At 62.6% G+C, this 23,346-nt stretch carries 19 protein-coding genes; 13 read left to right on the forward strand and 6 right to left on the reverse strand.

Annotated elements, in window-relative coordinates:
• The 6 genes from EN850_RS15710 to EN850_RS15735 form a co-directional block, all read left to right on the forward strand.
• The coding region (locus EN850_RS15710; protein WP_136091733.1) for a type I secretion C-terminal target domain-containing protein at positions 1–2,795 on the forward strand (2,795 nt) is incomplete at its 5' end.
• Between the two features lie 72 nt (positions 2,796–2,867).
• Entirely contained in the window at positions 2,868–3,236 is a 369-nt protein-coding gene (locus tag EN850_RS15715) for a hypothetical protein (RefSeq protein WP_127873133.1), read from the forward strand.
• 29 nt (positions 3,237–3,265) lie between these two features.
• Positions 3,266–4,465, forward strand: coding sequence for a penicillin-binding protein activator (locus EN850_RS15720; RefSeq protein WP_127279954.1), 1,200 nt, complete (start codon positions 3,266–3,268; stop codon positions 4,463–4,465).
• 49 nt (positions 4,466–4,514) lie between these two features.
• A complete protein-coding gene (locus tag EN850_RS15725) occupies positions 4,515–5,174 on the forward strand; it encodes a thermonuclease family protein (RefSeq protein ID WP_246689226.1) in 660 nt (219 codons plus the stop codon).
• Positions 5,175–5,318: 144 nt separating this feature from the next.
• Positions 5,319–6,074 (forward strand): GGDEF domain-containing protein, encoded by a 756-nt coding sequence (locus tag EN850_RS15730; protein ID WP_136091735.1) that lies wholly within the window; start codon positions 5,319–5,321, stop codon positions 6,072–6,074.
• Between the two features lie 134 nt (positions 6,075–6,208).
• Positions 6,209–7,081, forward strand: a complete 873-nt coding sequence (locus tag EN850_RS15735) for a phytanoyl-CoA dioxygenase family protein (RefSeq protein ID WP_189343688.1) — start codon at positions 6,209–6,211, stop codon at positions 7,079–7,081.
• Between the two features lie 89 nt (positions 7,082–7,170).
• Here EN850_RS15735 and EN850_RS15740 read toward each other — a convergent pair whose 3' ends face one another.
• Positions 7,171–8,070 (reverse strand): LysR family transcriptional regulator, encoded by a 900-nt coding sequence (locus EN850_RS15740; protein WP_127873130.1) that lies wholly within the window; start codon positions 8,068–8,070, stop codon positions 7,171–7,173.
• A 125-nt stretch (positions 8,071–8,195) separates the two neighbouring features.
• Between EN850_RS15740 and EN850_RS15745 the strand changes: the two genes are divergently transcribed.
• Entirely contained in the window at positions 8,196–9,833 is a 1,638-nt protein-coding gene (locus EN850_RS15745) for an ABC transporter substrate-binding protein (protein WP_135881510.1), read from the forward strand.
• A 454-nt stretch (positions 9,834–10,287) separates the two neighbouring features.
• Here the strand turns inward: EN850_RS15745 and smc are convergent, their stop codons facing one another.
• The 3 genes from smc to EN850_RS15760 all read right to left on the reverse strand — a co-directional run bounded on the left by smc (position 10,288) and on the right by EN850_RS15760 (position 15,278).
• The gene (gene smc / locus EN850_RS15750) at positions 10,288–13,746 is read right to left on the reverse strand and encodes a chromosome segregation protein SMC (RefSeq protein WP_136091736.1); all 3,459 of its coding nucleotides are present in this window, start codon (positions 13,744–13,746) and stop codon (positions 10,288–10,290) included.
• Between the two features lie 123 nt (positions 13,747–13,869).
• Positions 13,870–14,613 (reverse strand): DsbA family protein, encoded by a 744-nt coding sequence (locus EN850_RS15755; RefSeq protein ID WP_127278144.1) that lies wholly within the window; start codon positions 14,611–14,613, stop codon positions 13,870–13,872.
• Positions 14,614–14,777: 164 nt separating this feature from the next.
• On the reverse strand, positions 14,778–15,278 hold the full coding sequence (locus EN850_RS15760; protein ID WP_127278143.1) for a DUF721 domain-containing protein: 501 nt from the start codon (positions 15,276–15,278) through the stop codon (positions 14,778–14,780).
• Positions 15,279–15,331: 53 nt separating this feature from the next.
• On the opposite strand from EN850_RS15760, the gene mutY reads away from it, so the two are divergent.
• A complete protein-coding gene (gene mutY, locus EN850_RS15765) occupies positions 15,332–16,471 on the forward strand; it encodes an A/G-specific adenine glycosylase (protein ID WP_127278142.1) in 1,140 nt (379 codons plus the stop codon).
• Entirely contained in the window at positions 16,464–17,075 is a 612-nt protein-coding gene (locus EN850_RS15770; RefSeq protein ID WP_127278141.1) for an HAD family phosphatase, read from the forward strand. Before mutY ends, EN850_RS15770 begins: the two co-directional genes overlap by 8 nt.
• Positions 17,076–17,133: 58 nt before the next feature.
• On the opposite strand, the gene EN850_RS15775 is transcribed toward EN850_RS15770, so the two are convergent.
• Positions 17,134–18,267, reverse strand: a complete 1,134-nt coding sequence (locus EN850_RS15775) for a site-specific DNA-methyltransferase (RefSeq protein WP_127278140.1) — start codon at positions 18,265–18,267, stop codon at positions 17,134–17,136.
• A 178-nt stretch (positions 18,268–18,445) separates the two neighbouring features.
• Between EN850_RS15775 and EN850_RS15780 the strand changes: the two genes are divergently transcribed.
• A complete protein-coding gene (locus EN850_RS15780; RefSeq protein WP_127278139.1) occupies positions 18,446–19,135 on the forward strand; it encodes an HAD family hydrolase in 690 nt (229 codons plus the stop codon).
• Positions 19,136–19,177: 42 nt separating this feature from the next.
• Here EN850_RS15780 and EN850_RS15785 read toward each other — a convergent pair whose 3' ends face one another.
• Positions 19,178–19,903: a hypothetical protein gene (locus EN850_RS15785; protein WP_127278138.1), complete on the reverse strand. Its 726-nt coding sequence runs from the start codon at positions 19,901–19,903 to the stop codon at positions 19,178–19,180.
• Positions 19,904–20,032: 129 nt separating this feature from the next.
• Between EN850_RS15785 and thrC the strand changes: the two genes are divergently transcribed.
• Genes thrC through EN850_RS15800 form a run of 3 tightly spaced genes read left to right on the forward strand, consistent with a single transcriptional unit; the run spans position 20,033 to position 23,346 of the window.
• Positions 20,033–21,430 (forward strand): threonine synthase, encoded by a 1,398-nt coding sequence (gene thrC, locus EN850_RS15790; protein WP_135916285.1) that lies wholly within the window; start codon positions 20,033–20,035, stop codon positions 21,428–21,430.
• Positions 21,431–21,444: 14 nt separating this feature from the next.
• Positions 21,445–22,737 carry a pitrilysin family protein gene (locus tag EN850_RS15795; protein WP_127278136.1) on the forward strand — a complete coding sequence of 431 codons (1,293 nt, stop codon included), beginning with the start codon at positions 21,445–21,447 and terminating at the stop codon, positions 22,735–22,737.
• A 12-nt stretch (positions 22,738–22,749) separates the two neighbouring features.
• The gene (locus tag EN850_RS15800; protein ID WP_127278135.1) at positions 22,750–23,346 is read left to right on the forward strand and encodes a GNAT family protein; all 597 of its coding nucleotides are present in this window, start codon (positions 22,750–22,752) and stop codon (positions 23,344–23,346) included.

Raw genomic sequence — 23,346 nt, forward strand, 5'->3', positions numbered from 1 at the left:
TGACCCACACCGGCCAGGGCGAGGTCAACCCGCTCAGCGACACAATCACCATGGCGGTCACCGACGCCACCGGCGACAGCGATGCCACGCCGGCATCGATCGTCATCTCAATCGTCGACGACATCCCGGTGGTTCTCGACAAGACGGATCTCTACTTCGCCAACAGCGGGACCGTCAGTGGAACCGGTGTGTTTGACTACGCAATCGGGGCTGACGGACATACGACGTACAGCAATGTCAATTCTGACTTTGCCGCCATCACATTGGCCGGTACGGTGGCCGGGAACGCTATCACGTCGCCGACCGTGACCTGGGCTTCCGAGACCTCGACAACGGCCGTGTTCAATGTCAGCTTCGACTATCTCACGGGTGGAGCATCCACCCACGAGACGGGCACCATCACTTTCGACAAGGTGGCGGGAACTTATACCGTGGATCTAGCCGACCCGATTTCGGCGGTAACGATCAGCACGGTGAGCAATTCGTCGTCGATCACCGGTTATCACGAAGGAACCTCGACGGTCGACAATAGCCAGCCGGACGTGGCGGTAGCGCAAGTCAACACAAACCTGTTTATTCAGTTTACCGGTTACGCGGAACCAGGCAGTGGCACTGGAGCCGACAACCTGAAAGCGGGTTCAATCGACGCCAACCCGCTTACTTTTGTGGACGGAGAACTGATCACCCAAGCTCCATCCTATGTGTCGATCTCCGGTACGGCAAACGGTGTCGCCGGCGACACAATGGGTAAGGGTGAAGTCATGGATATGGACTTCTTTACCACGAATCCGACCGGGCTTACGAATTTGACTCCCACTGCCCAAGTGGATTCGATGTTCCTGAAGTTCGATGGCATCGGGAACTCCGAAGACTTCATCGTCATTCTGAAACTCTACGATACGGTGGCCGGAACCTATACGACCAAGGCAATGTACGTCGAGAATGCCGATATCTTTAAGGGCCCAGGTTCTGGCCCAGGCATCTACTCGAGTGTGACGCTCGACAACAATGATGGGCTTTTGATCATCGAATCTAACGATTACAATACTGCTGGTCAGCACTATGTATTGGTTGGCGCGCAAATCACGCCGACCGATGAAGGCATCACCGGCACGGCCATCAACCTCAACGGCGCCATCGGTGCCGGCGGAGCGAGTACTGGCACTCAAAACCTGAGTTCCGATAGCAATGATCTTGGGTTCAAGATTTCCGACATCGGTCTCGCCAGCACCACTACGACGGCACAAAATGCCGATCTGACCTTCAATGTCACAGTAAAAGACGCTGACGGCGATACCTCAACGGCACAGCAACTGGACGTTCACGTTGTCAACGGTGTTACGTATACGGGCACTGCGGATGCCGAAACCATGCAGGGTACAGCCAACGGCGACAAGTTGAGCGGCAGTGGGGGCAATGACATTCTTTTCGGAGGCGATGGAAATGACATCCTCGTTGGCGGGGTCGGCAACGACACTCTAACCGGCGGCACCGGTGTCGATCAGTTCCGGATGGCAACAAACACCGACACGGATACCATCAAGGACTTCGTGGCGGGCACCGACAAGATCGGTCTGCTGGACACGGGGGCGACCGGAAGCGGCAGCGTCAATTTCGTCAACACCATCGGAACTTCCGCCGGCACTGCTCTCAACGCCAGCGACTTTGCGAACAGAACCTCGATCTCCGCACTCACGGCTGGAGACTCTGCGCATGTCGTTAGAATCGACGCGGCACAGACCCCGGTGCAAATTGCGGCGGCAACAGCTGCAGCGGCAACCAACGCCTATGTCCTTGTCTTCAACTCGACCACGGGGCACGGCGAACTCTGGTTCGACACAAATTGGAGCGATGCTACTGGCCGTACCCAGGTCGCAACCTTCGAAAACATCACCACGCTTGGGCAGCTTACCACGCTTACCAGCACGGATTTTGTCGTCTACAACAGCGCTACCGATCCCATCATCCTCGACCTGAATCATGATGGGTTCGCCTTCTCCGACCTTAGCCACGGTGTCCAGTTCGACATCAACGGCGATGGGGCGAAGGACCAGGTTGCCTGGAACACCTCGAATGATGGCATGCTGGCGGTCGACCTCAACCATGACGGCAAGATCGACGATGGCACGGAGCTGTTCACGCCGAACTTCAATGGCGGCCACTTCGCCAGCGGCGCGGCCGCGCTGGCGTCGCTCGACAGCAACCATGACGGCGTCATCGACCACAATGACGCGGCGTTCAGCAGCCTGCTGATCTGGCAGGACGCCAATGCCAACGGCATCAGCGACACCGGGGAATTGTCGCACCTCGCCGACAACGGTATTGTCTCCATCAGCACGGCAGCGAACGCGGCTGTCGGCGAAATCGACGGGCAGACCGTGACCGGCAACGGCACTTTCCAGATGGCCGACGGCACGAGCGGCAACTATGTCGAGGTGGAACTCGATACATCGCTGGTTGCCTCGACGCAGCCGTCGGTGGCCATGGACGGCACTTCGGGAGCCGACACGTTCAAGATCGACAATCTCAACATCAAGGATCTGATCGTCGACTACCATGGCGACGAAGGGGATAAGATCGACCTGACGGCGCTTTTCGACAAGGCGCCGGCTGGCAACATCGCCGACTATGTGCATTACAACAGCGCGACCAGCACAGTAAGCGTCGATACCAGCGGCTCGGGCAACGCGGCAAACTTCGTGGATGTGGCCGTACTGCAGAACGCACCCGCAGCCGGTACGATCAACATCCTCTATGACGACGCAACACATACGCAGCAGCATGTCACGATTTAACACTTCTGCGTGCTTGTGCTCCCATGCTATGCATTAGCGGAACATGAAATGGCAATTTGGAGAGGGGCTTACATGAAAATTCGTTCAAGATTGCTGGGCACGGCCGCGGCGCTGCTCTTGGCTGGATCCACCGGCTTTGCCGCCGACATCATCGAAGGTCCGACGGCCGACTATTGCCGCACCGTTGGAACCTCCAATCTCGTGCTGACCGAAAACACGGTCGACCTCACGAAACAGGTCGTGAAGCTGATGGATGAGTCGATCGCCGTCGCCAAGAGCCCGGAATGGATCAACTCGTCGCGGCCGGTCTTCGTCTGGGCATCGGAAGCCAAGGTCGCCTGCGGCATGGCTTACGGCTACCTGAAGACGAACTACAAGGACGAAGACACGCTCAACAAGTGCGAGTGTTTTCACGACCGTATGGTCGAGTACATGAACTGACCGCAACAGCGAGAGCGCGCCGGCAGAAAATGGTATCTGACCGGCAGGTCCACAGCTTGCGAACGTGCGTGGTCGCTTGCGCGCTGGCAATGTCGTTGCTCGGCTGCCAATCGAAAGGCGCGGTGTCAGACGCGCTCGACCCCGCTGCCATCCAGGCCCCCAATCAGCCGGCTGCTGTTGCTGTCGCCAACGCAAGCATGGCAACGCAGTCTCTCGGCACCGGCCCCACAAAAGTCGCCATGCTGCTGCCCCTCTCCGCCTCCGGATCCGCAGGCGAAAACGGCAGAAAGATGCTCGACGCCGCCAAGCTCGCGATGACGGATCTCGGCAACCCGCTGCTGACGCTTACCGTCGAGGACACGAAGGGAGACGCGACCTACTCGCAGCAACTGGCGGTAAAGGCCATAACTTCGGGAGCGAAAGTGGTCATCGGTCCGACCGAACTGCCGGCGGCCCAGCATGTCGCGAAACTGTCCGGCGCAAACCGGCCGGTGGTTCTGGCTCTTGCGGACAATTTTGCCGGTGGCCCGGGCGTCTATGCGGTATGTCTCAGCGAGGCAGACAGCGCCGCTGCAGGCGCCGGCGCGATTGCGGCCAAGGGCGGCAAGAAGTTCGTCCTGCTGGTGCCGGCGGGCGCGAGTGCCGACATCGTCGAAAAGCGGGTTGCCAACAGCCTCAGCGTGTACGGAGCCGCACTTGCGATCACCATACCCTATACGAGCGCCGACAGCGCGACAAAGGCGGTGACGGACATGGGCTCGCTGGTGGACGCCCCCGATGCAGTGGTCGTCGCCAGCGGCGACAGCAATCCGTCGCCAATCCTGATCGCCCTGAAGGCAAAAGGCATTCCCGGAAAATCGACCTCGGTGGTTGGCACGAACCGTTGGCTGGAGTACCCGGCCAGTCCACTATTCGAAGGTGCCTATATCGCGACCCTCGACCAACACGAAACAGGCCCCATTTCGGATCGTTTCAAGACAACCTTCAACTACCAGGCCGACGTCAATGTCGCCTATGCCTATGACATGGTCGCCCTGACCGCGGGCATCGCGAGCGCTGCCGGACCGACCGGCTTCAACAGGCAGGTTTTCGAGAACCCGAACGGATTTCGCGGATCGACCGGCTTGTTCAGGTTCCGCGCGGATGGATCCAGCGAACGCTCGATGCCGTTTTACCGGATTGAAAAAGGTGCGCTCAAACTGGTTGCCAAATCGACGTCCAGCTTCTAGCGAATTGGGCGCGGGCGGTCCGGGGGGACAAGCGGGGCGCCTTCGCGTGATGATCGCGGTCGCAAGCCTCGAGCTTCTCGTCGGCATCCTGCTGCTGGTCAAGGCAGCGACCCTGTTCCCTGTCGAGCGGACCGTCACCGACCCGGCCCCGGACGTCAGCGACGACGTCGCGCAGCACCCGGTTCGATCGATCGTCAATTCAGCCCGCAAGATTGCCGAAGATCTCATCGCACCGCCGCAGGTCGTGGGGTCAGAAGTGGAGCGGGTGGAACCTCGCTTGCCCCTTGGCGACCTCGGCCTCGCGTCACAACCCAAGCCATCGATGCCCAGGGATTGGCGGGAAACACCGCTGTATCATCCGGTGGCCACGTCCTCGGCTGGTTTCGACTCCATGGGGCGAAAACTGTTCATCAGTGGAACCCAGAGCGTCGAAGCCGACAGGATCTGCCTGTTTCACGAGAGTGCCTGGCCTTGTGGACAGCGGGCGCGTGCGGCTTTCAACAACTGGATGCGCGGGCGGGCGCTGAGCTGTTTCGTGCCTCCAGTGGTCGACCGCTTCCCTGTCGCGGCGACATGCAGGCTGGGCAAACAGGATGTCGGAGCCTGGCTCGTGTCGAATGGCTGGGCGTTGGCCTTGCCGGGCGGTATCTATGGCAAGGCCGAAGCAACAGCCAGGACGGCGGAGATGGGAATCTTCGGCTCTCCATAGGCGGCAGCAACCGGAGTCGCCGCAAAGGCCGGCATCGCCTCCAGAAAGCTGAGCGATGTATCCGACGCCTCAAATTGTATTGTTCTTTGAAACCGAAATCCTAACTTGCCGGTCTTATGCTTGGCGATCCAACGGAGATCGATCATGTCCAACGCAGCAGCTGATGTCCCGGCCCATCACGAATGGAGGAGCGTCGGCTGGTTGGCTTTCCTTGGAACCATCGGCAGCCTTTGCGTCTCCCTGAGCCTGAACTATCTGCTGTTGTTCAGCGAGACGCTGACGCCTTTCGGGCGCGGCATGATCACCGCAACGCTTTTGCCTTTGGTGATCTGCCTGCCGCTTTTTGTGTTCATAGGCCTGAAACTGGCAGAGATCCGTCGCTACCGGCGGGAACTCAACAGGGCCGCTACCTTCGATACGCTGACCGGTTGCCTGAACGGCAGGGTCTTCACGTCGCTGATCGAGAGACGGGCAATCAGGCCTTCCGTTCCAGGCGAGCGATCGGGCGCCTTCCTGGTCATTCATCCTGAGCATCTGAACGCCATCAACTTGCGCTTCGGCCTGAGCTGGGGCGACGAAGCCTTGCGTCTCATAGCCTCAACCATCCGGTCTTGCGTGCGCTCGCAAGACGTCATCGGCCGCATAGGCGCGTCGATGTTCGGCGTCTTCCTTCCCGGAACGAGCGAGGCCGAAGCCAGGATGGTTGGCGAGCGTATCCGCGCCAGTGTCTCGCAGGTCTATTTTTCCCCTCAGGGCGCCGTGGAGATCCTGGCCGTGACCGTCGGAGGCGTGGTTTTCGAGGAGGACCTCGACTTCGAGGATATGTTCCGGCCGGCGGAACAGAGCTTGTCGGGCAAAGGCGGTTTTGAGTTGTCGCGTATTCAACGCGCTTCAGCCTGACGTCCTCCAAGACCGGTTCAGTTTGCCGCGACTTTTGCGATTATCGGGAAAGTCGATGCCAAAATCCGTGGCTTATCGCCCGCGATCCCTTCGCTACGATCCTTGGAGATCATCAGACAGGGATAGCCAAGGACATGCTGACGGACAAGCAGGCACGCGAGGCGGTGGAGCAGTACCGCGAGGAGGGATACGCGGTCGTTCGACAATTCGTCGACGGCGACGAGATGGTCCGGCTGAAGAAGGAAACGGATGCCGTCTACGCCGAAGGGCTCAAGCATCACGCTACTTTCCGGGACGGCAATCTCAACTTCCAGATCCTGCCCGAGTCGGATTTCGGCCAACGCTACGTGCTGCAGGCCTACTGGTTTTCCTGGATCAATTCCTATTTCGAGCAATTCCGGCGCAATCCCAATTACCTGAAACTGCTCGAAGGCTTGATCGGGCGTGACATCAAGCAAATCGCCCAGCAGCTGCATTGGAAGCCACCCGGGGCCAATGTCACTGGTTATCGCTTCCATCAGGATCTGCGCTTCCGCAACCAGGCCGCCTTCGACAATGTCGCCGATGCGACAGTGACGACGGGCCTCGCCGTCGACCGAGCGACGCTCGACAATGGCTGCCTTCAGGTCGTGCCTGGCAGTCACAAGCTCGGCTATCTCGGCCTGTCCGACGAAGGCAAGGGCGAGTTGATGAAGGGGCTGACCGCCGAGGAAGAATTGCGCAAGGTCGGCATCGACCCGGCGACGATCGTTCCATTGGTCCTGGAGCCTGGCGACCTCGCCATGTGGGGGCTGCTTACCGTGCATGGCTCCTCGCCCAACCTGTCGCAGCACGACCGGGCCTTTGCCCTGTCCAGCTATGTGCGGGCCGACTCGACCCAACGCGGCGAGTGGGCGTTCAAGGATGGTGCCTCGGTGGCGCTCGGCAAGACGCCGGCGCTCTGCAAATACGAGAAGCTCTTCGAGGAGCCGGGACCGATGTACGACACCACCGCCTGGTGGAAATGACACCGCCGAGTTTGCCGTTGGGGGCAAGGGTGGCCTGGCGTTCGCGCCGGGCCTTTGCTGGCGCCGACTGGCGATGCCCCTGCCGCGCCTCAGGCGGTAAAATCCGCCGACAGCTCACGGATCAGGAAATCGACGAAGGCGCGGACCTTGGCGGCGATATAGGTCCGGTGTGGGTAGAGGGCATAGATTGGGCTGGAATCCGGGCGAAACTCGTCGAGCCGTACCTCCAGCCGTCCATCGCGGATTGCCGCATCGACCAGGAGGCTCGGCAGGTTGCCGATGCCGAAGCCGGCGATCGTCATCTGATAGGCGGCCTCGACGCTGTTGGTCGAGATGCGCCCGCCGATCGGTGCGTCAAACGGCCCGTCAGGCCCTATGAAGGGCCACGTGCCGAGCCGCTTGGCGAAATTGCTCAAGACGCAGGAATGGCTTGCCAGTTGGTCCGGATGGGTCGGTCGGCCGTTTCTGTCCCAATAATCCGGCGTGGCGCAGACATAGTTGCGGACTTCGCCCAGGCGCCGCGCAATCAGAGCGGAATCGGCCTGGCCGCCGAAACGGATGGCAACATCATAACCCTCCTCGACGATGCCGACGACGTAGCGCGCTGTCAGATCGAATTCGATGGTAGTCAGCGGGTTCTCCTCCAGGAATTTCGGCACCAGCTTGGTGATGCGCGTGTGGCCAAGGACATTGGAGCAGGAAACCCGGATCAGGCCGCGCGTCTCCTTGTGCAGGCCGCGCGTCGAATCCTGCAGTTCCGAAATCTCGTCCAGCAGGCTGCGGGCCCGCGGTGCATAGTCGCGCCCGGCTTCGGTGAGGCTGAGGCGCCGGGTCGTGCGGTTGATGAGACGCACGCCAAGATCCTCTTCCAGCTCCTTGATCGTCCGGCTGACCGCCGTCGTCGACATGTTGAGATCGCGCGCCGCCGCCGAGAGGCTGCCCAGCAGGCAGACCCGGTCGAAGACCCGCATGGCCGTCAGAAGATTCATCCTGTTTCCCCCTCGCCGCATCGGCTCGGCCGCTCGCGGTTTCCAACAAAAGACCGTGCCCAGCGCTGTTGCGGCAAGGGCATTCCACCCGATTTGGACGTAAAATCAACAATGGGAGAAACGATATGACATCCAAGCCTCTTCATCCCGCGATCGACGCCTTTGCGCGGGGTGCCAAAAACGGCGCGCTCAGCCGCCGCGAATTCCTGGCGCTGGCCAGCGCCTTCGGCGCCAGCACGGCGGTCGCCTACGGGCTCATCGGCCAGCCGGTTCCGGCCCTGGCCGACGACGCCGCCCAACCCAGAAAGGGCGGAATCGTGCGCGTCGCCATGCAGGTGATGGAGATGGAGGATCCGCGCAGTTTCAAGGTTTCGCAGATGGGCAACATCGCCATGCAGTTTCTCGAGCCGCTGGTGCGCTGGAAGCCGGATTTCACCTTCGAGGCGGTGCTGCTGCAGGGCTGGGAAATCAATACGGATGCCACGGAATATGTGCTCAAGGTGCGCCCTGGCGTGAAATGGTCGAATGGCGACGATTTCACCGCCGAGGACGTTGCCTTCAACGTCACGCGCTGGTGCGAGAAGGGGGCCGCCGGCAATTCGATGGCCGGCCGCATGACGTCGCTTATCGATCCCGAAACCAAGGCCGCGCGCGCCGGCGCCATCACGGTTCGTGACGACCACACCGTGGTGCTGAAACTGTCGCAACCCGACATCACCATAATTCCGGCGCTGACTGACTACCCGGCGCTGATCGTGCATCGCACGTTCAATCCGAAACAAGCAGCCCTGTCCGCCAACCCGATCTCCACGGGCCCCTTTGAACTCAAGAAGCTCAATGTCGGTGTCGCGGCCTCCGTGCGCAGGCGGCCTGACGGCTCCTGGTGGGGCGGCGAGGTGTTCCTGGATGGTATCGACTGGATCGACTACGGCACCGACTCGGCCGCCACCGTCTCCGCCTTCGAATCCGGCGAGATCGATCTGAACGGCCAGACTCAATCCTATGACGTCGCCATGCTCGACGGGCTGGGCCTGAAGAAGAGCGAGATCGTCACCGCCGCCACGATCGTCTCGCGCTGCAACGTCAACGCCAAGCCTTATGACGACAAGCGCGTGCGCAATGCCATCCAGCTTGCGGTCGACAACGAGGCGGTGCTGCAACTGGGCGCCAACGGCATGGGCATCGTGGCGCAGAACGATCACGTCGGCCCGATGCATCCCGAACATGCCGAACTGCCGCCGATCAAGCGGGATCCGGCCCGGGCGAAAGCATTGCTCGCGGAAGCCGGCCAGCTCGATTTCGAGTTCGACCTGATCTCGGTCGAAGCCGACTACCGCAAGGAAAGTTCCGACGTGGTTGCCCAGCAGATGCGCGACGCCGGCTTCAAGGTGAAGCGTACCGTCATCCCGGAATCGGCGTTCTGGAACGACTGGACGAAATATCCTTTCGCCACGACCAACTGGAATGCCCGCCCGCTCGGCATCCAGACCTATGCTCTCGCCTATCAGAGCGGCTCGGCATGGAACGAGACGGGTTTCGCCGATGCCGCGTTCGATGCCAAGGTTCACAAGGCCAACGCCATCGCCGATCCGGACCAGCGTCGGGCGGTGATGAAGGAATTGCAGGTGATGTTGCAGGAGTCCGGCATCATCGTTCAGCCTTACTGGCGAAAGCTGTTCTGCCATATGAAACCCGCCTTGATGGGCTATCAGATGCATCAGGCCTACGAGCAGGATTTCACCAAGGCCTGGCTCGCCGCCTGATTGCTCATCCGACGGGGCGGTGCATTCCACGGTGCCGCCCTGCCGTTTTTTCACTGCGTGCTTCGCCTCGTGGCGACACTGTCGAGGGCCGACGAGGCGCAGTTCAGGTTTCGCTTCGGACACGTCGCACAGATGCGCCCGCACGTGCCTTGCCCCGGCATGTCCGCGCGTATCCGTGGCCGCGTCGCCAGGTCCGCCGGATCGTCAGGCATACGAAGAATCCCGGTGTCTGGGTCTGTCATCGTCAAGCCGCTCCAATTGATGGCGAGAGCTTATCCTTGCCGAAATGAAGCGAAACCCGCTTTGACGGACAACAACCTTCCCTAAAAACGGGAAAATTCGCCTCGCGCACCAGCGGCAGCAGCGCGAGGGTCAGGACGCGACGGGGGCGTCACGACAAAGGCGGTCCGGATGACGGCTGATTGAGTTCCTACGGGCCGCGGCGCTGTCGGCGTCAGCTTGCCTCGCGCATCGCCTCCGCGGCCTGCAAGTCGACGGAGACCAACTGGCTGACGCCCTGCTCGGCCATGGTCACGCCAAACAGCCGATCCATGCGCGCCATGGTGATGGGATTGTGGGTGATGATGACGAACCGTGTCTCGGTGGTCTTGGCCATCTCGTCCATGAGATTGCAGAAGCGCTCGACATTGTGATCGTCGAGCGGCGCGTCGACTTCGTCGAGCACGCAGATCGGCGCCGGATTGGTCAGGAACACCGCAAAGATCAGCGACATCGCCGTCAGCGCCTGCTCGCCGCCCGACAGCAGCGTCATGGTCTGCGGCTTCTTGCCGGGTGGGCGGGCAAGAATCTCCAGTCCCGCCTCCAGCGGATCCTCGGATTCGATCAGTTGCAATTCCGCCGTGCCGCCGCCGAACAGGTGTGAGAACAACCGCTGGAAATGGCTGTTGACCACATCGAAGGCGGCCAGCAGCCGCTCGCGGCCTTCACGGTTGAGGCTCTGGATTGCTTGCCTGAGCTTGCGGATCGCTTCGATGATGTCCTCGCGCTCCGACACGATGGTCTCCAGGCGCTCGGAAAGCTCCTTCTGCTCTTCCTCGGCGCGCAAATTGACGGCGCCGAGCCGTTCGCGCTCGATTTTCAGCCGATCCAACTGGCGTTCGATCTCGGGCATCTCGGGCATCGGATCGTCGGCTTCCAGGCCGGTGTGGCGGATGACCAGATGCGGCGGCGTGTTCAGCGTTTCCTGGATACGCGCCTCGACTTCCAGCCGGCGCTCGTCCGCCGCCGTCAGCCGTTCCTCGGCACGGGCGCGGGTTTCGCGCGCTTCGGCCAGCGACTGGATGGCTGATGTGGCGGCCTTGTCCAGTTCGGCCTGCCGGTTCTCCGCCTCCTGCAGACGGTCGGCGGCCGCCTTGCGCAAAGTCTCGGCCTCGGTGAGTTGCGACAGCAATGCACGGCGCTTGGCGTCGATCTCGTCGGGCGCATCGGCCAGCCGTTCGCGCTCGGCCTCGGCCTCCGCCTTGCGTTCGCCGAGCGAGGCGATCTGGGTCGAGGCGTTTTCAGCACGCGCCAGCCAGTTGCCGCGCTCGGCGCCGATGGCATCCAGACGCCGAGTGCGTGCCTCGGCTTCGCGCCGCAAGCCTTCATGGACGGCGCGCGCGTCGGCCAGTGCGGCGCGGTCGCGAGAGACATTGGCCGATGATTGTTCGAGCAGCAATTGCAGGTCGCCGAGATCCGGCGCGTCCTGCAACAACATCTCGGCCTCGACGAAAGCCGCCGACGTCTCCTCGTGGCTGTCGACTATGCGGGCACGCGCCTCGTCCAGCGCGGCACGGCGGCTCGACAGTTCACCGCCGGCCTTTTCGGCCTCGGCCAGCGCATTGCGGGCGGCATCCAGCCGATGCTGGGCCTCGCGTCCGGCCTGGCGCGTGGTCCGCTCCGCTTCGCTTGCCTGGCGGAGGGCCTGCTCGGCCTGTGCCAGCGCCTCCTCGGCCTGGCGCAGGACGAGCGTCGCCTGCACCGCTTCGGCATCGAGTTCGGCAAGCCGGTTCTTCTGCGCCAGCCTTTGTGCCGCGGCGGTCGGTGCATCGGCGCTGGCGGTCAGGCCGTCCCAGCGCCACAGCGCGCCCTCACGACTGACCAGGCGCTGGCCGGGAGCCAGAAGCCCCTGCAACCGGCGGCCGTCAGCGGCCTCGACGATGCCGATCTGCGCCAGCCGGCGGGCAAGCTGTGCCGGCGCGCGAACCATGCTGGCAAGGCTCCTGATCCCTTCCGGAAGCGCGGCGTCGCCGGGCTGGATTTCGCTTTCGCCCCAATGCGCCGGCGCGTTGCGGTCGAGCGGCACGTCGAGATCTTCGCCCAGGGCCGCCCCAAGAGCCGTCTCGAAGCCGCGCTCGACGCTGATCTGCTCCAGCACGGAAGGGAAGAGATCGCCGCTGGCCGCGTTCAGGATCTTGGCCAGCGTACGCGCTTCGGTCTCGATCCGCGCCAGTTCCGCCCTGGCGTCCTGGAGCGGCGGACGCGCGGCACTTTCGGCACCACGAGCGTCGATGACCGACTGCTCGGCCTGCTCCGCCGCGGCCTCCGACTCTTCCAGCAACGCCAGCGCCTGTTCGACCAGCATCTGTTTCTCGGCCGGGTCCGGCAGGCCGGCCACCTTGGCGAGGATGTCCGACAATTCGCGGTCGACATCGGCGAGTTGGCGGGCGAAGCGATCGCGCCGCTCGGCGGTTTCGCGCAAAGTGCGTTCGATCTGATGGCGCGAGGCGGCAGCCTCCGCGCGCTCGGCGGTCAGCGCGGCGAGCTTGGCTTCGCTTTGCGCAAGCGTCGAGGCGGCCTGTTCGAATGCCGCGCGGGTGGTGGCCTCGCGCTCCGCGGCACCAGCGTTTTCGGAGTTCAGCGCGGCCTCTTCCGCGCGCAGGCGCTCGAGAACGTCGGCGTTGTCGCGCACCATCCGCTCTTCGCGGGCGATGTCGCCGTCGAGCTGCTGCAACCGGCGCTCGAGTTCGGCCTGACGGGTGCGGATGCGGCCGGCTTCCTCCTCGATCTGCGACCTGGCGATCGACAGCCGCTGGAAGGCGGCTGCAGCCGCGGCTTCCGCGTCGCGCAGGTCAGGCAAGCGATGGGCGGAGATGCCCTGCTCCTTGGCCGCGTTCATCTGCGTGGCGGCGCGGTCGCCAACGAGCGCCGTGGCCGTAGACAGCGCCGAACGCGCCTCGCCTTCCTGCGTCTTGGCCAGCGTCCAGCGCAGGTGCAAGAGCGTTGCTTCGGCCTTGCGGATGTCGGCGGACAGGTTCTTGAAGCGCGAAGCCTGGCGCGCCTGGCGCTTCAGGCTTTCGATCTGGCTTTCCAGTTCGCCGACGACGTCGTCCAGGCGTTCGAGATTCTGTTCGGCGGCCTTCAGCCTCAGTTCCGCCTCGTGGCGGCGGGTGTGCAAGCCGGAAATGCCGGCCGCCTCTTCGAGCAGGGCGCGACGGGCCTGCGGCTTGGCCTGGATCAGTTCGCCGATACGGCCTTGCCCGACCATCGAAGGCGAGCGTGCACCGGTCGACTGATCGGCGAACAGAAGCTGCACGTCCTTGGCGCGTGCTTCCTTGCCGTTGATGCGGTAGAGGGAGCCCGCCTCGCGCTCGATGCGGCGCGACACCTGCAGCTCGTCGGCATCATTGAAGGCGGATGGCGCCGAGCGGTCGCTGTTGTCGAGGAAAAGCGTGACTTCGGCGGTGTTTCGGGCGGGACGCGTGCCCGAGCCGGAAAAGATCACGTCGTCCATGCCGGACGCGCGCATGTTCTTGTAGGAGCTTTCGCCCATCACCCAGCGCAGCGCCTCGACGAGGTTCGACTTGCCGCACCCGTTCGGCCCGACAATGCCGGTCAGGCCGCGTTCGATGACGAACTCGCCGGGTTCCACGAAGGACTTGAAACCAAGAAGGCGGAGGCGCGAAAACTTCATTCACGCGCCTCATACACCGGTTCCGCAAAAGTGTACCGAAGTTTTGCGATAGGGCGCATGGCGCGCGAACAGATGGAAAGGCAAGCAGCGCCGGAGCGCTGCCGCTTCAGCGCTGAGCCGATGTCAGAGCAGAGGGTCGATGATGGCCGACATTTCCTCAATCGACATCGCCCCTTTGTAGGTCTTACCGTTGATGAAGAAGGTCGGTGTCGAGTCGACCTTGAATTCATTGGCGCCACGCTTCTGGACCGATCTCACATCGTCCAGAAGTTTCTGGTCCGTCAAGCAGGCCTCGAAGGACTCCTGTGTAAAACCGGCAAGCTTGGAGATTTGCAGCAGCGCATCCTTGGTGTTGGACACGCCGACCCAGTTCGCCTGCTGCCGGAACAGGACATCGACCATCGGGAAATAGTTATCCTTGGCGCAGCGTGCCAACATGAAACCCGCCTCGGCGCTCGGATCGAACGGGAATTCGCGCAGGATGTAGCGGGCCTTGCCGGTATCGATGTACTTGGTTTTCAAATCCGGGAAGGTGGTCTCGGCGAAATGCGCACAGTGCGGGCAGGTCATCGAAGCGTATTCGACGATGGTGACCTTGGCGTCGTCCTTGCCGAGCTGCTTGTCGGGCAGCGCACCCGGCTTCAACAATTCGGCCATATCCACCGTGCCTTGCGCCTCCGGCACCTGGACCGCTGCGGGCGTGGCCGGCTTCGCGGGCGTTGCCGGGTCCGCGGGCTTGACATCCGCCGCCTTGGCTTGTTCGCCGGAATCACTGCAGGCCGCGAGCAGGGCCACCGCCGGAATGGCGGCCAGCGAAGTCAGGACGTTTCTGCGAGAGAAGCTTTGGCCAAACGGGGTGCGGCTCATACGAATCACCTGATAAGGGTTGAATTTTGCAATGCAAAGACACGAAAAAGCGAGAGTTGGCGCGAATTAAGGCATCCCTGTCCCCAATCCAATCGCGAAACCTGACAAGGGTGATCACGAATGCGCGAGATTAACGACAAACCTATGACTGTTTCCAGTCAGAACTAGGCTTTCCTTGTGCCCAAAATGGTCGCACCCAGCCTTTCCAGTGAGGCGCGCAGTCCGTCATCCTCGATCAATCCGACTGTATCGGCCAATTTCGCCTTTTCCGCCGCGCTCAGTGGCCTGAGAGCAGGTTTGGGCCGGGCTTTTCCAGAAGTCACCGGCTTCTGCACGATCCTGATGCGGCCTATCGCGATAAAGCCCAGGAAGGCGTTGACCCGGTTGATGATCTCGCCGGTCTCGTGCTGCAGGTGAAGCGCGGCCATGCCTTCGCAGGCGATGACCAGCACGGCCGGCTCGAATGGATCGTCCTCGTGCAGGCGGCGCGGCCACTGGATCTTTTCGGGCCGCGAGTGAATGGCCAGGCGCGGGCCAGCAATCTCTTCCCAGGACTGGACGAGACCGATCGAGATGCCTGCCCGCTTGCGCAGCACCGGGTCGAGGATCTCGGTGGCGAGGTCGCTCACCGGAACGGGATTGCCGAAGGGCCTTTTCCCTGCCATGTGCGTTCTCCAGCCACGACCCAGCAGACACCGGCCAAGCCTACGCAAGATCAATGGCACCAGCAGACCAGACCCGCAAGGCCCAGACCAGCAGAGCCAAGGCCGACGATACGGCGTCACGGCTGGTCGCCTGGTACGACGCGCATCATCGCGAACTGCCGTGGCGCGTGACGCCGCGCGAGCATGCACGCGGCGTGCGGCCCGACCCCTACCGTATCTGGCTGTCCGAGGTCATGCTGCAGCAGACCACCGTCGAAGCGGTGAAATCCTATTTCCGCGCCTTTGTCGAGAAATGGCCCGATGTCGAAGCCTTGGCCGCGGCGCCGACCGAGGATGTGATGAAAGCCTGGGCCGGGCTCGGCTACTATTCCCGCGCCCGCAACCTCAAGGCCTGTGCCGATCTGGTGGCGGCACGCGGCGGCCGGTTTCCCGACACCGAGACCGGACTTCGAGAATTGCCCGGCATCGGCGCCTATACGTCGGCGGCAATAACGGCGATTGCCTTCGACCGCCCGGCGGCCGTTGTCGACGGCAATGTCGAACGCGTCATCTCAAGGCTGTTTTCGATCACGACGCCGCTCAGCGAAGCCAAGGCCGAGATACGGGCCCAGGTCGAGCGCATGGTGCCGGCGACGCGATCGGGAGACTTCGCCCAGGCGATGATGGATCTCGGCGCCACGATCTGCACGCCACGCCGGCCGCGCTGCATGCTGTGCCCGCTGCGCGAGGACTGCAGCGCCGCCATTGCAGACGACCCCGAGAATTTCCCGGTGCGGCTGCCAAAGGCCGACAAACCGCTGCGGCGCGGCGCGGCTTTCGTGGCCGTGCGTGAGGACGGCGCCATTCTTTTGCGCAAGCGGCCGGAAAAAGGGCTGCTCGGCGGCATGACGGAAGTGCCTACCACCGACTGGACAGCGCGGGTGGACGGAGCCACCACGCAAGCGGCGGCGCCCTTTCCCGGCGCCTGGCGGCACGCCGGGTCAATCACGCATGTCTTCACCCATTTCGCGCTCGCACTCGAAGTCTTTCACGCCCACATCAAAGGTGATGCGGTGGCAGGGCACTTCTGGTCGCCCGCTGGCGAGATTTCCGGCGAGGCGCTGCCGACTGTCATGAAAAAGGCAATCGAGGCTGCGATACCCGGCGCGACGAAAAAACCGTCGCCATCAGGTGCAAAGAGACCCCATGACTGAAATCCGCCACATCGTTTTCGACATCGGCAAGGTGCTGATCCACTACGATCCAAACATTCCGTTCAGCCGCCTCATTCCCGATGCCGACGAGAGAAAGTGGTTCTTCGACAATGTCTGTACGCATGACTGGAACCTCGAGCAGGATCGCGGCCGGACGTGGCAAGAGGCCGAGGCGCTGCTCATTTCGGATCATCCAGATCATTCTGAAAACATCCGCAATTTCCGCCGCCACTGGCACGAGATGGTGCCGCATGCCTATGACGACAGCGTCGCCATCATGCTCGGCCTGATCGAAAGCGGCCATGATGTCACCATGCTGACCAACTTCGCCTCCGACACGCTGGCCGAAGCCCGGCAGCGCTTCGATTTTCTCAACCGCCCACGCGGCGTGACAGTGTCGGGCGATATCGGCAAGATCAAGCCCGACTGCGACATCTACGACCATCACGTGGCGGCGTTCGGCCTCGAACCGTCCGCGACACTGTTCATCGACGACAGCCAGAAGAATGTCGACGGCGCCAAGGCGGCCGGCTGGAAAGCGGTGCTGTTCACCGATGCCAGGACGCTTCAAGCGGATCTTGAACGCTTCGGAATAAAGGCGTGATCTCTATCGCTTGGGGCGATCCGTTGAGACTTTGATTCAACGAATAAGCGGCAGGGGATCAGCCCCCTGCCCGCTCCATGCCGAGGCGGGCGATGCGGCGCAGTTCGTCGATCGGGGTAAGTCCGCCGCTGCGCTCATAATGCCAGAAGGTCCAGCCATTGCAGGCGTCCAGCCCCTGCACCTCGGCGCCGATCTTGTGGATCGAGCCGGCGCTGTCGCCGATCGCCACGGTGCCATCGGCGCGAACCTTGGCGGCCCAGCGCTTCTTGGCGTCATAGAGCGTGGCACCGGGCGTCACCAGACCGGTGTCGATCAGGCTGACGAAGGCGACGCGCGGCTCGGCGCGCTTGCCGGTAAGCACGGTGAGATCCGCTTCGTCGAGTGGCCGCACGGCATCGATGCGCTCATTGGCGGCGTCGATATAGGCCTGCTCGCGCTCGATGCCGACGAAGTGGCGACCGAGGCGCTTGGCCACGGCACCCGTCGTGCCGGAGCCGAAGAACGGGTCGAGCACGACGTCCCCCGGCTTGGTCGAGGCCATCATGATACGGGCAAGCAGCGCCTCGGGCTTCTGTGTCGGATGCAGCTTGTCGCCATTGTCGTTCTTCAAGCGCTCGCCGCCGGTGCAGATCGGGAACAGCCAGTCGGAGCGCATCTGGATATCGTCGTTCGACGCCTTCAGCGCTTCGTAGTTGAAGGTATAGCCCTTGCCCTTCTGATCGCGCGAGGCCCAGATCATCGTCTCATGCGCGTTCTGGAACCGGCGGCCGCGGAAATTCGGCATCGGATTGGTCTTGCGCCAGACCACGTCGTTGAGGATCCAGAAGCCGAGATCCTGCATCTTGGCGCCGACCCGGAAGATGTTGTGGTAGGAGCCGATGACCCAGATCGTGCCGTTGGGCTTCAGCACGCGGCGCGCCGCCAGCAGCCAGGCGCGGGTGAAGGCGTCATAGGCTTCGAAGCTCTCGAACTGGTCCCAGTCGTCGTCGACCGCATCGACCTTGGACTGGTCGGGACGATGCAAATCGCCGTCGAGCTGCAGATTGTAGGGGGGATCGGCAAAGATGACGTCGATCGACTTTTCCGGCAGGCGGTCGAGCGCCGCGACACAGTCGCCTTTCAGGATCGTGTCCAGCCATTCGGATTGCTGGGGAGCATGGGAGAGCTCGTCGAGAAGACGCACGGCTGACATTTTTACACCCAAGGCACGCGTTACTGTTTACTCCCCGTTATGGTTACCGATCAGCGTAAATATTCGGTGAAGCTTTATCGATCCGGTGCAGGAGTTTGCGAAGGCGTGCCCATTGGTGTATGCCGCGCCGCTTGAGCCCTGAGCGGCCATTTCTCCATCCTCCATCGTCCGGATCATCATGCCCCAGCCAGACCTTGTCATCTTCGATTGCGACGGCGTGCTCGTCGATTCCGAAATCATCGCCGCACGGGTCGAGGCCGAATTGATCACCCTGGCCGGATATGAAGTCTCGGCGGAGGAGATTGCCGAGACCTATGCGGGCCTGACCTTCAAGGACATACTGATGCGGATCGAGGAGAAGTCCAAGATCCCGTTCCAGGTCTCGTTGATCGATCGCGCCGAGGAACTGGTCGACCGCAAACTGCGCAGCGACGTTCGTGCCATCGAAGGCGTGCGGGAAGCGGTCGCCTCGGTCACGACGCAACGCTGCATCTGCTCCAATTCACGTTCGGAGCGGATCGAGTTCATGCTGGAGAAGGTGCATCTGCTGCCATTCTTCGCCGGACGCATCTTCTCGGCGCTGGAGACGCCGACCGGAAAGACCAAACCGGCCCCGGACGTGTTCCTGCATGCCGCCGAAAAGCTCGGCGCCAACCCGGCGAACACCTTCGTCATCGAGGATTCCGTGCACGGCGTCACCGGCGCCACGGCCGCCGGTATGCGCGTGATCGGTTTTACGGGCGCGAGCCACAGTTATCCCGGCCACGCCGATGCCCTGACCGAGGCCGGCGCCGAAACGGTGATCCGGCGGTGGGCGGAGTTGAAAAGCGTTATCGCGGCGCTGTCGGAGTGGTCTGCGAATGCTTGAGCTGCGTGCGCCCGACCGGACGCACGCCACGCTGAGGGCCGCTCAGTTCGTTGCCGCGGCTTTCTTCTTCTTGCGCTTCGACTTGTCGGTTGTAGCCTTGGGCGCGGTTTCATCATAACCGGCATAGGCCTGATAGTCCGCAGCCGTCGGCGCCGGTACGACGATATTGGAATCGGTGAAGACGAACTGGGTCGCGACCGAGGGATCGGTGACCTGGACCTGATACTGGTGGATTTGCGAATAAAGCACGTCGGTGCCGTGCATCACCGCGGTACGGATCGGCATGGTGATGGTGCCCGGAGTGAATTTCGGCCCTGGTACGATCTTGCCGGCAACCGCGATCGTCATCGTCAGTTGTCCGTCGGCACGGCTGCAATCGCGGGTCACGTCGCTGATCGATGCCTGATAAATGATCCTCGCCGAATCGTCGGGCGGTGTAGCGGCGGCGGCGTCAGCCGCTGCCTGGGCCGCTGCATCCGCAGCGGCGTCGCCGGTCTTCTTGAGCTTCGGCTTGGGCTTCCGGGCCTCGTTGACATAGGTGTTGAAGAACGCCGTGCCATCGCGCACCGTCACCCTTGGGCAGTAGGCGTTCAGCTGGCTGGCCAGCACCTTGGGGTCCTGCGGCGGCGGTGGCGCCGTCGGGTCCTTCTTGCCGAAACCGAGGTTCAAGATGCCATTGTCGCCGGATTGGCAGCCGGCGGCGGCAAGCATAAAGCCCGTGAGCGCGAGACCCGCCAAAAAGCGACCACTTGATATACGAAACGCCATGAAACTGCACTTCCCTCTCGCAAAGCTGGTGACGTATATCAACCGCGCGGCAAAAATGCGACTACAGCCGGTGCAGAAATTAACCACCTTGTGGTGAACGGAAAAACAGGCGGCAAACGGATCTGTGACATGCACTATGTGAGTACCCGCGGGGAAGCGCCCGCGCTTGGATTTTCCGACGCCGTCCTGGCCGGCCTGGCGCGCGATGGCGGGCTTTATGTGCCGCGCGAATGGCCACACTTCTCGTCATCCGAGATCCGCGCCATGCGTGGCCTTGCCTATCCTGACCTTGCAATCCGCCTGCTGACGCCGTTCCTCGGCGGCGAGATCGCCGCACCGGTCTTCGAGCGCCTGGTCCGCGAAGCCTATGCCACCTTCCGCCATGAGGCTGTCTGCCCGCTGGTCCAGACCGGCGCCAACACTTTTGTCCTCGAACTCTTCCATGGGCCGACGCTGGCGTTCAAGGACGTGGCGATGCAATTGCTTGCCCGGCTGATGGACCATGTGCTTGCCGAACGCGGCCAGCATGCCACCATCGTCGGCGCCACGTCGGGCGATACCGGCGGCGCGGCCATAGACGCCTTTGCCGGGCGCAGCCGCACCGACATCTTCATCCTGTTCCCGCATGGCCGCGTCTCGCCGGTGCAGCAGCGGCAGATGACCACGTCGAAGGCTGAAAATGTCCATGCACTGGCGATCGAAGGCAATTTCGACGACTGTCAGGGCCTGCTGAAGGATATGTTCAACGATCACGGCTTTCGCGACCGGGTGTCGCTGTCGGGGGTCAATTCGATCAACTGGGCGCGCATCATGGCCCAGATCGTCTATTATTTCTCCTCGGCATTGTCGCTCGGCGCACCGGACAGGCCGGTCTCCTTTACCGTGCCGACCGGCAATTTCGGCGATATCTTCGCCGGCTACGCCGCCAAGAAGATGGGCCTGCCGATCGACCGGCTGGTCATCGCCACCAACGACAACGACATATTGGCTCGCACCTTCGCGACCGGCGAATACCGCACCAAGGGCGTCTTTGCGACCACCTCGCCGTCGATGGACATCCAGGTTTCCTCGAACTTCGAACGCCTGCTTTTCGAGGCATCAAACCGCGATGCGGCGACGGTGCGGCGCTACATGGCCGGCCTGAAGCAATCGGGCGCTTTCACCATCGAAGCCCGGGAAATTGCCGGGATGCGGTCCGAATTCGATGCCGGCCGCGCCGATATGGACGAGGTCGCCGCCACCATCCGCTCGACGCTCGCGGGCAGCAATTATCTTCTAGATCCGCACACCGCCGCGGCCATGTATGTCGCGGCCGGCAAAGCATCGGGCGCCGTGCCGATGGTGGTGCTGGGCACTGCACATCCGGCGAAATTCCCGGCCGCCGTCGAGGCCGCCAGCGGTGTCTCGCCCGCCCTGCCCGCATGGCTAGGGGGATTGATGACATTTGAGGAAAAATACACGGTACTTCCATCCGACCTGAAAATGGTGGAAGATTACGTCAGCCGCCGTGCGCGGGCGGCGCGTTAGGGAGTACGAGCCATATGGGTGTTGAGGTAAGCCGTCTGTCGAACGGCCTGACAGTCGCCACCGAAACCCTTCCAAGTATCGAATCGGTTGCCTTGGGTGCCTGGGTCAAGTCGGGTGCCCGCAATGAACGCGAAGAAGAGCATGGCATGGCCCATCTGCTCGAACACATGGCGTTCAAGGGGACGAAGCGGCGAAGCGCCTTCGAGATCGCCTCGGAAATCGAGGACGTCGGCGGCGAGATCAATGCCGCCACCAGCGTCGAGACCACCTCCTACTACGCCAGGGTGCTCTCCGACGACGTGCCGCTGGCCGTCGACATCCTGTCCGACATCCTGCAGGAGTCCGAATTCGACCCGCAGGAACTCGAGCGCGAGCAGCACGTCATCCTGCAGGAGATCGGCGCCGCGCACGACACGCCCGACGACATCGTTTTCGACCGTTTCACCGAGACGGCCTTCCGCCACCAGACCATCGGCCGCTCGATCCTGGGCACGCCCGAAACGGTAAAATCCTTCACCTCCAAGCAGTTGCACGATTTCATCGAACGCCAGTATGGCGCCGAGCGGATGGTGATCGTGGCGGCCGGCGACATCAAGCACGACAAGTTCGTGCGCGAGGTCGAAAACCGGCTCGGCGGCTTCCGCAGCAAGGCCGACAGCACCATTCCGCAATACGCGCAATATGTCGGCGGCGATTTCCGTGAGGACCGCGACCTGATGGACGCGCAGATCGTGCTGGGCTTCGAGGGCCGCGCCTATCATGTGCGCGACTTCTACGCCTCGCAGGTGCTGTCGATGATTCTCGGCGGCGGCATGTCATCGCGTCTGTTCCAGGAAGTCCGCGAGAAACGCGGCCTGTGCTATTCGGTCTATGCCTTCCACTGGGGTTTTTCCGATACGGGCATATTCGGCGTCCATGCCGCCACGGGGCAAAGCGACATCGCCAAGCTGGTGCCTGTCATCATTGACGAGTTGCAGAAGGCCGGCGAGAGCATCCTTCAAGAAGAACTCGACCGTGCGCGCGCCCAGTATCGCGCCGGGTTGATCATGTCCGCCGAAAGTCCGGCCAGCCGTGCCTCGCAGATCGCGCGCCAACTGCTGCTTTTCGGCCGTCCGATCGCAAAGGAAGAGTTGATGGAGCGGCTGGCGGCGCTGACGATCGAGCGCCTGACCGACCTGTCGTCGCGGATGTTCTCGACCAAGCCGACGCTTACCGCTGTCGGGCCCGTGGGTACGCTGGCACCATACGAGGCGATCCTCGATTCGCTTCCGGGTACGCAGGCCACGGCCCGCAGGCTCGCCGTCTAAGTCCCAAGCGCCGTGTTCGCGCTCCCTTTCTTTCGCCGTGACCTGCCGGCACTGAAGGGCAACCTCGTCACGCTGCGCGTGCCGTTCACCAGCGATTATCGCGAGTGGTCGGCGGTGCGCGGCGAAAGCCGGACGTTCCTGGAGCCGTGGGAGCCGCGCTGGACCCCCGACGAACTCGACCGCACGGCATGGCGCCTGCGCATCAGCCGCTATCGCGAGGACTATGCACAGGGAACGGCGATCGCCTTCTTCATCTTCGAGAAGTCGAGCGGCAAGCTAGCGGGCGGCATCACGCTCGGCAACATACGTCACGGTGTCTCGCAAAGCGGCCATGTCGGCTACTGGATCGGCGAACGCTTCGGCGGCCGTGGCCTGATGACCGACGCGGTCAAGGTGGTGGCCCGCTTCGCCTTCGATACGCTGAGGTTGCACCGGATCGAAGCCGCCTGTATTCCCGACAATATCAGGTCGATCCGCGTGCTTGAAAAAGCCGGATTCCGGCGCGAAGGACTTCTGCGATCCTATCTCAGGATCAACGGCATCTGGCAGGACCATTACCTCTACGCCCGGATCGCCGACGATCCGCCGGGCGCTGGAACGAAGGACTGA

This window comes from Mesorhizobium sp. M8A.F.Ca.ET.207.01.1.1, from assembly GCF_004794715.1.
Lineage (GTDB): Bacteria > Pseudomonadota > Alphaproteobacteria > Rhizobiales > Rhizobiaceae > Mesorhizobium.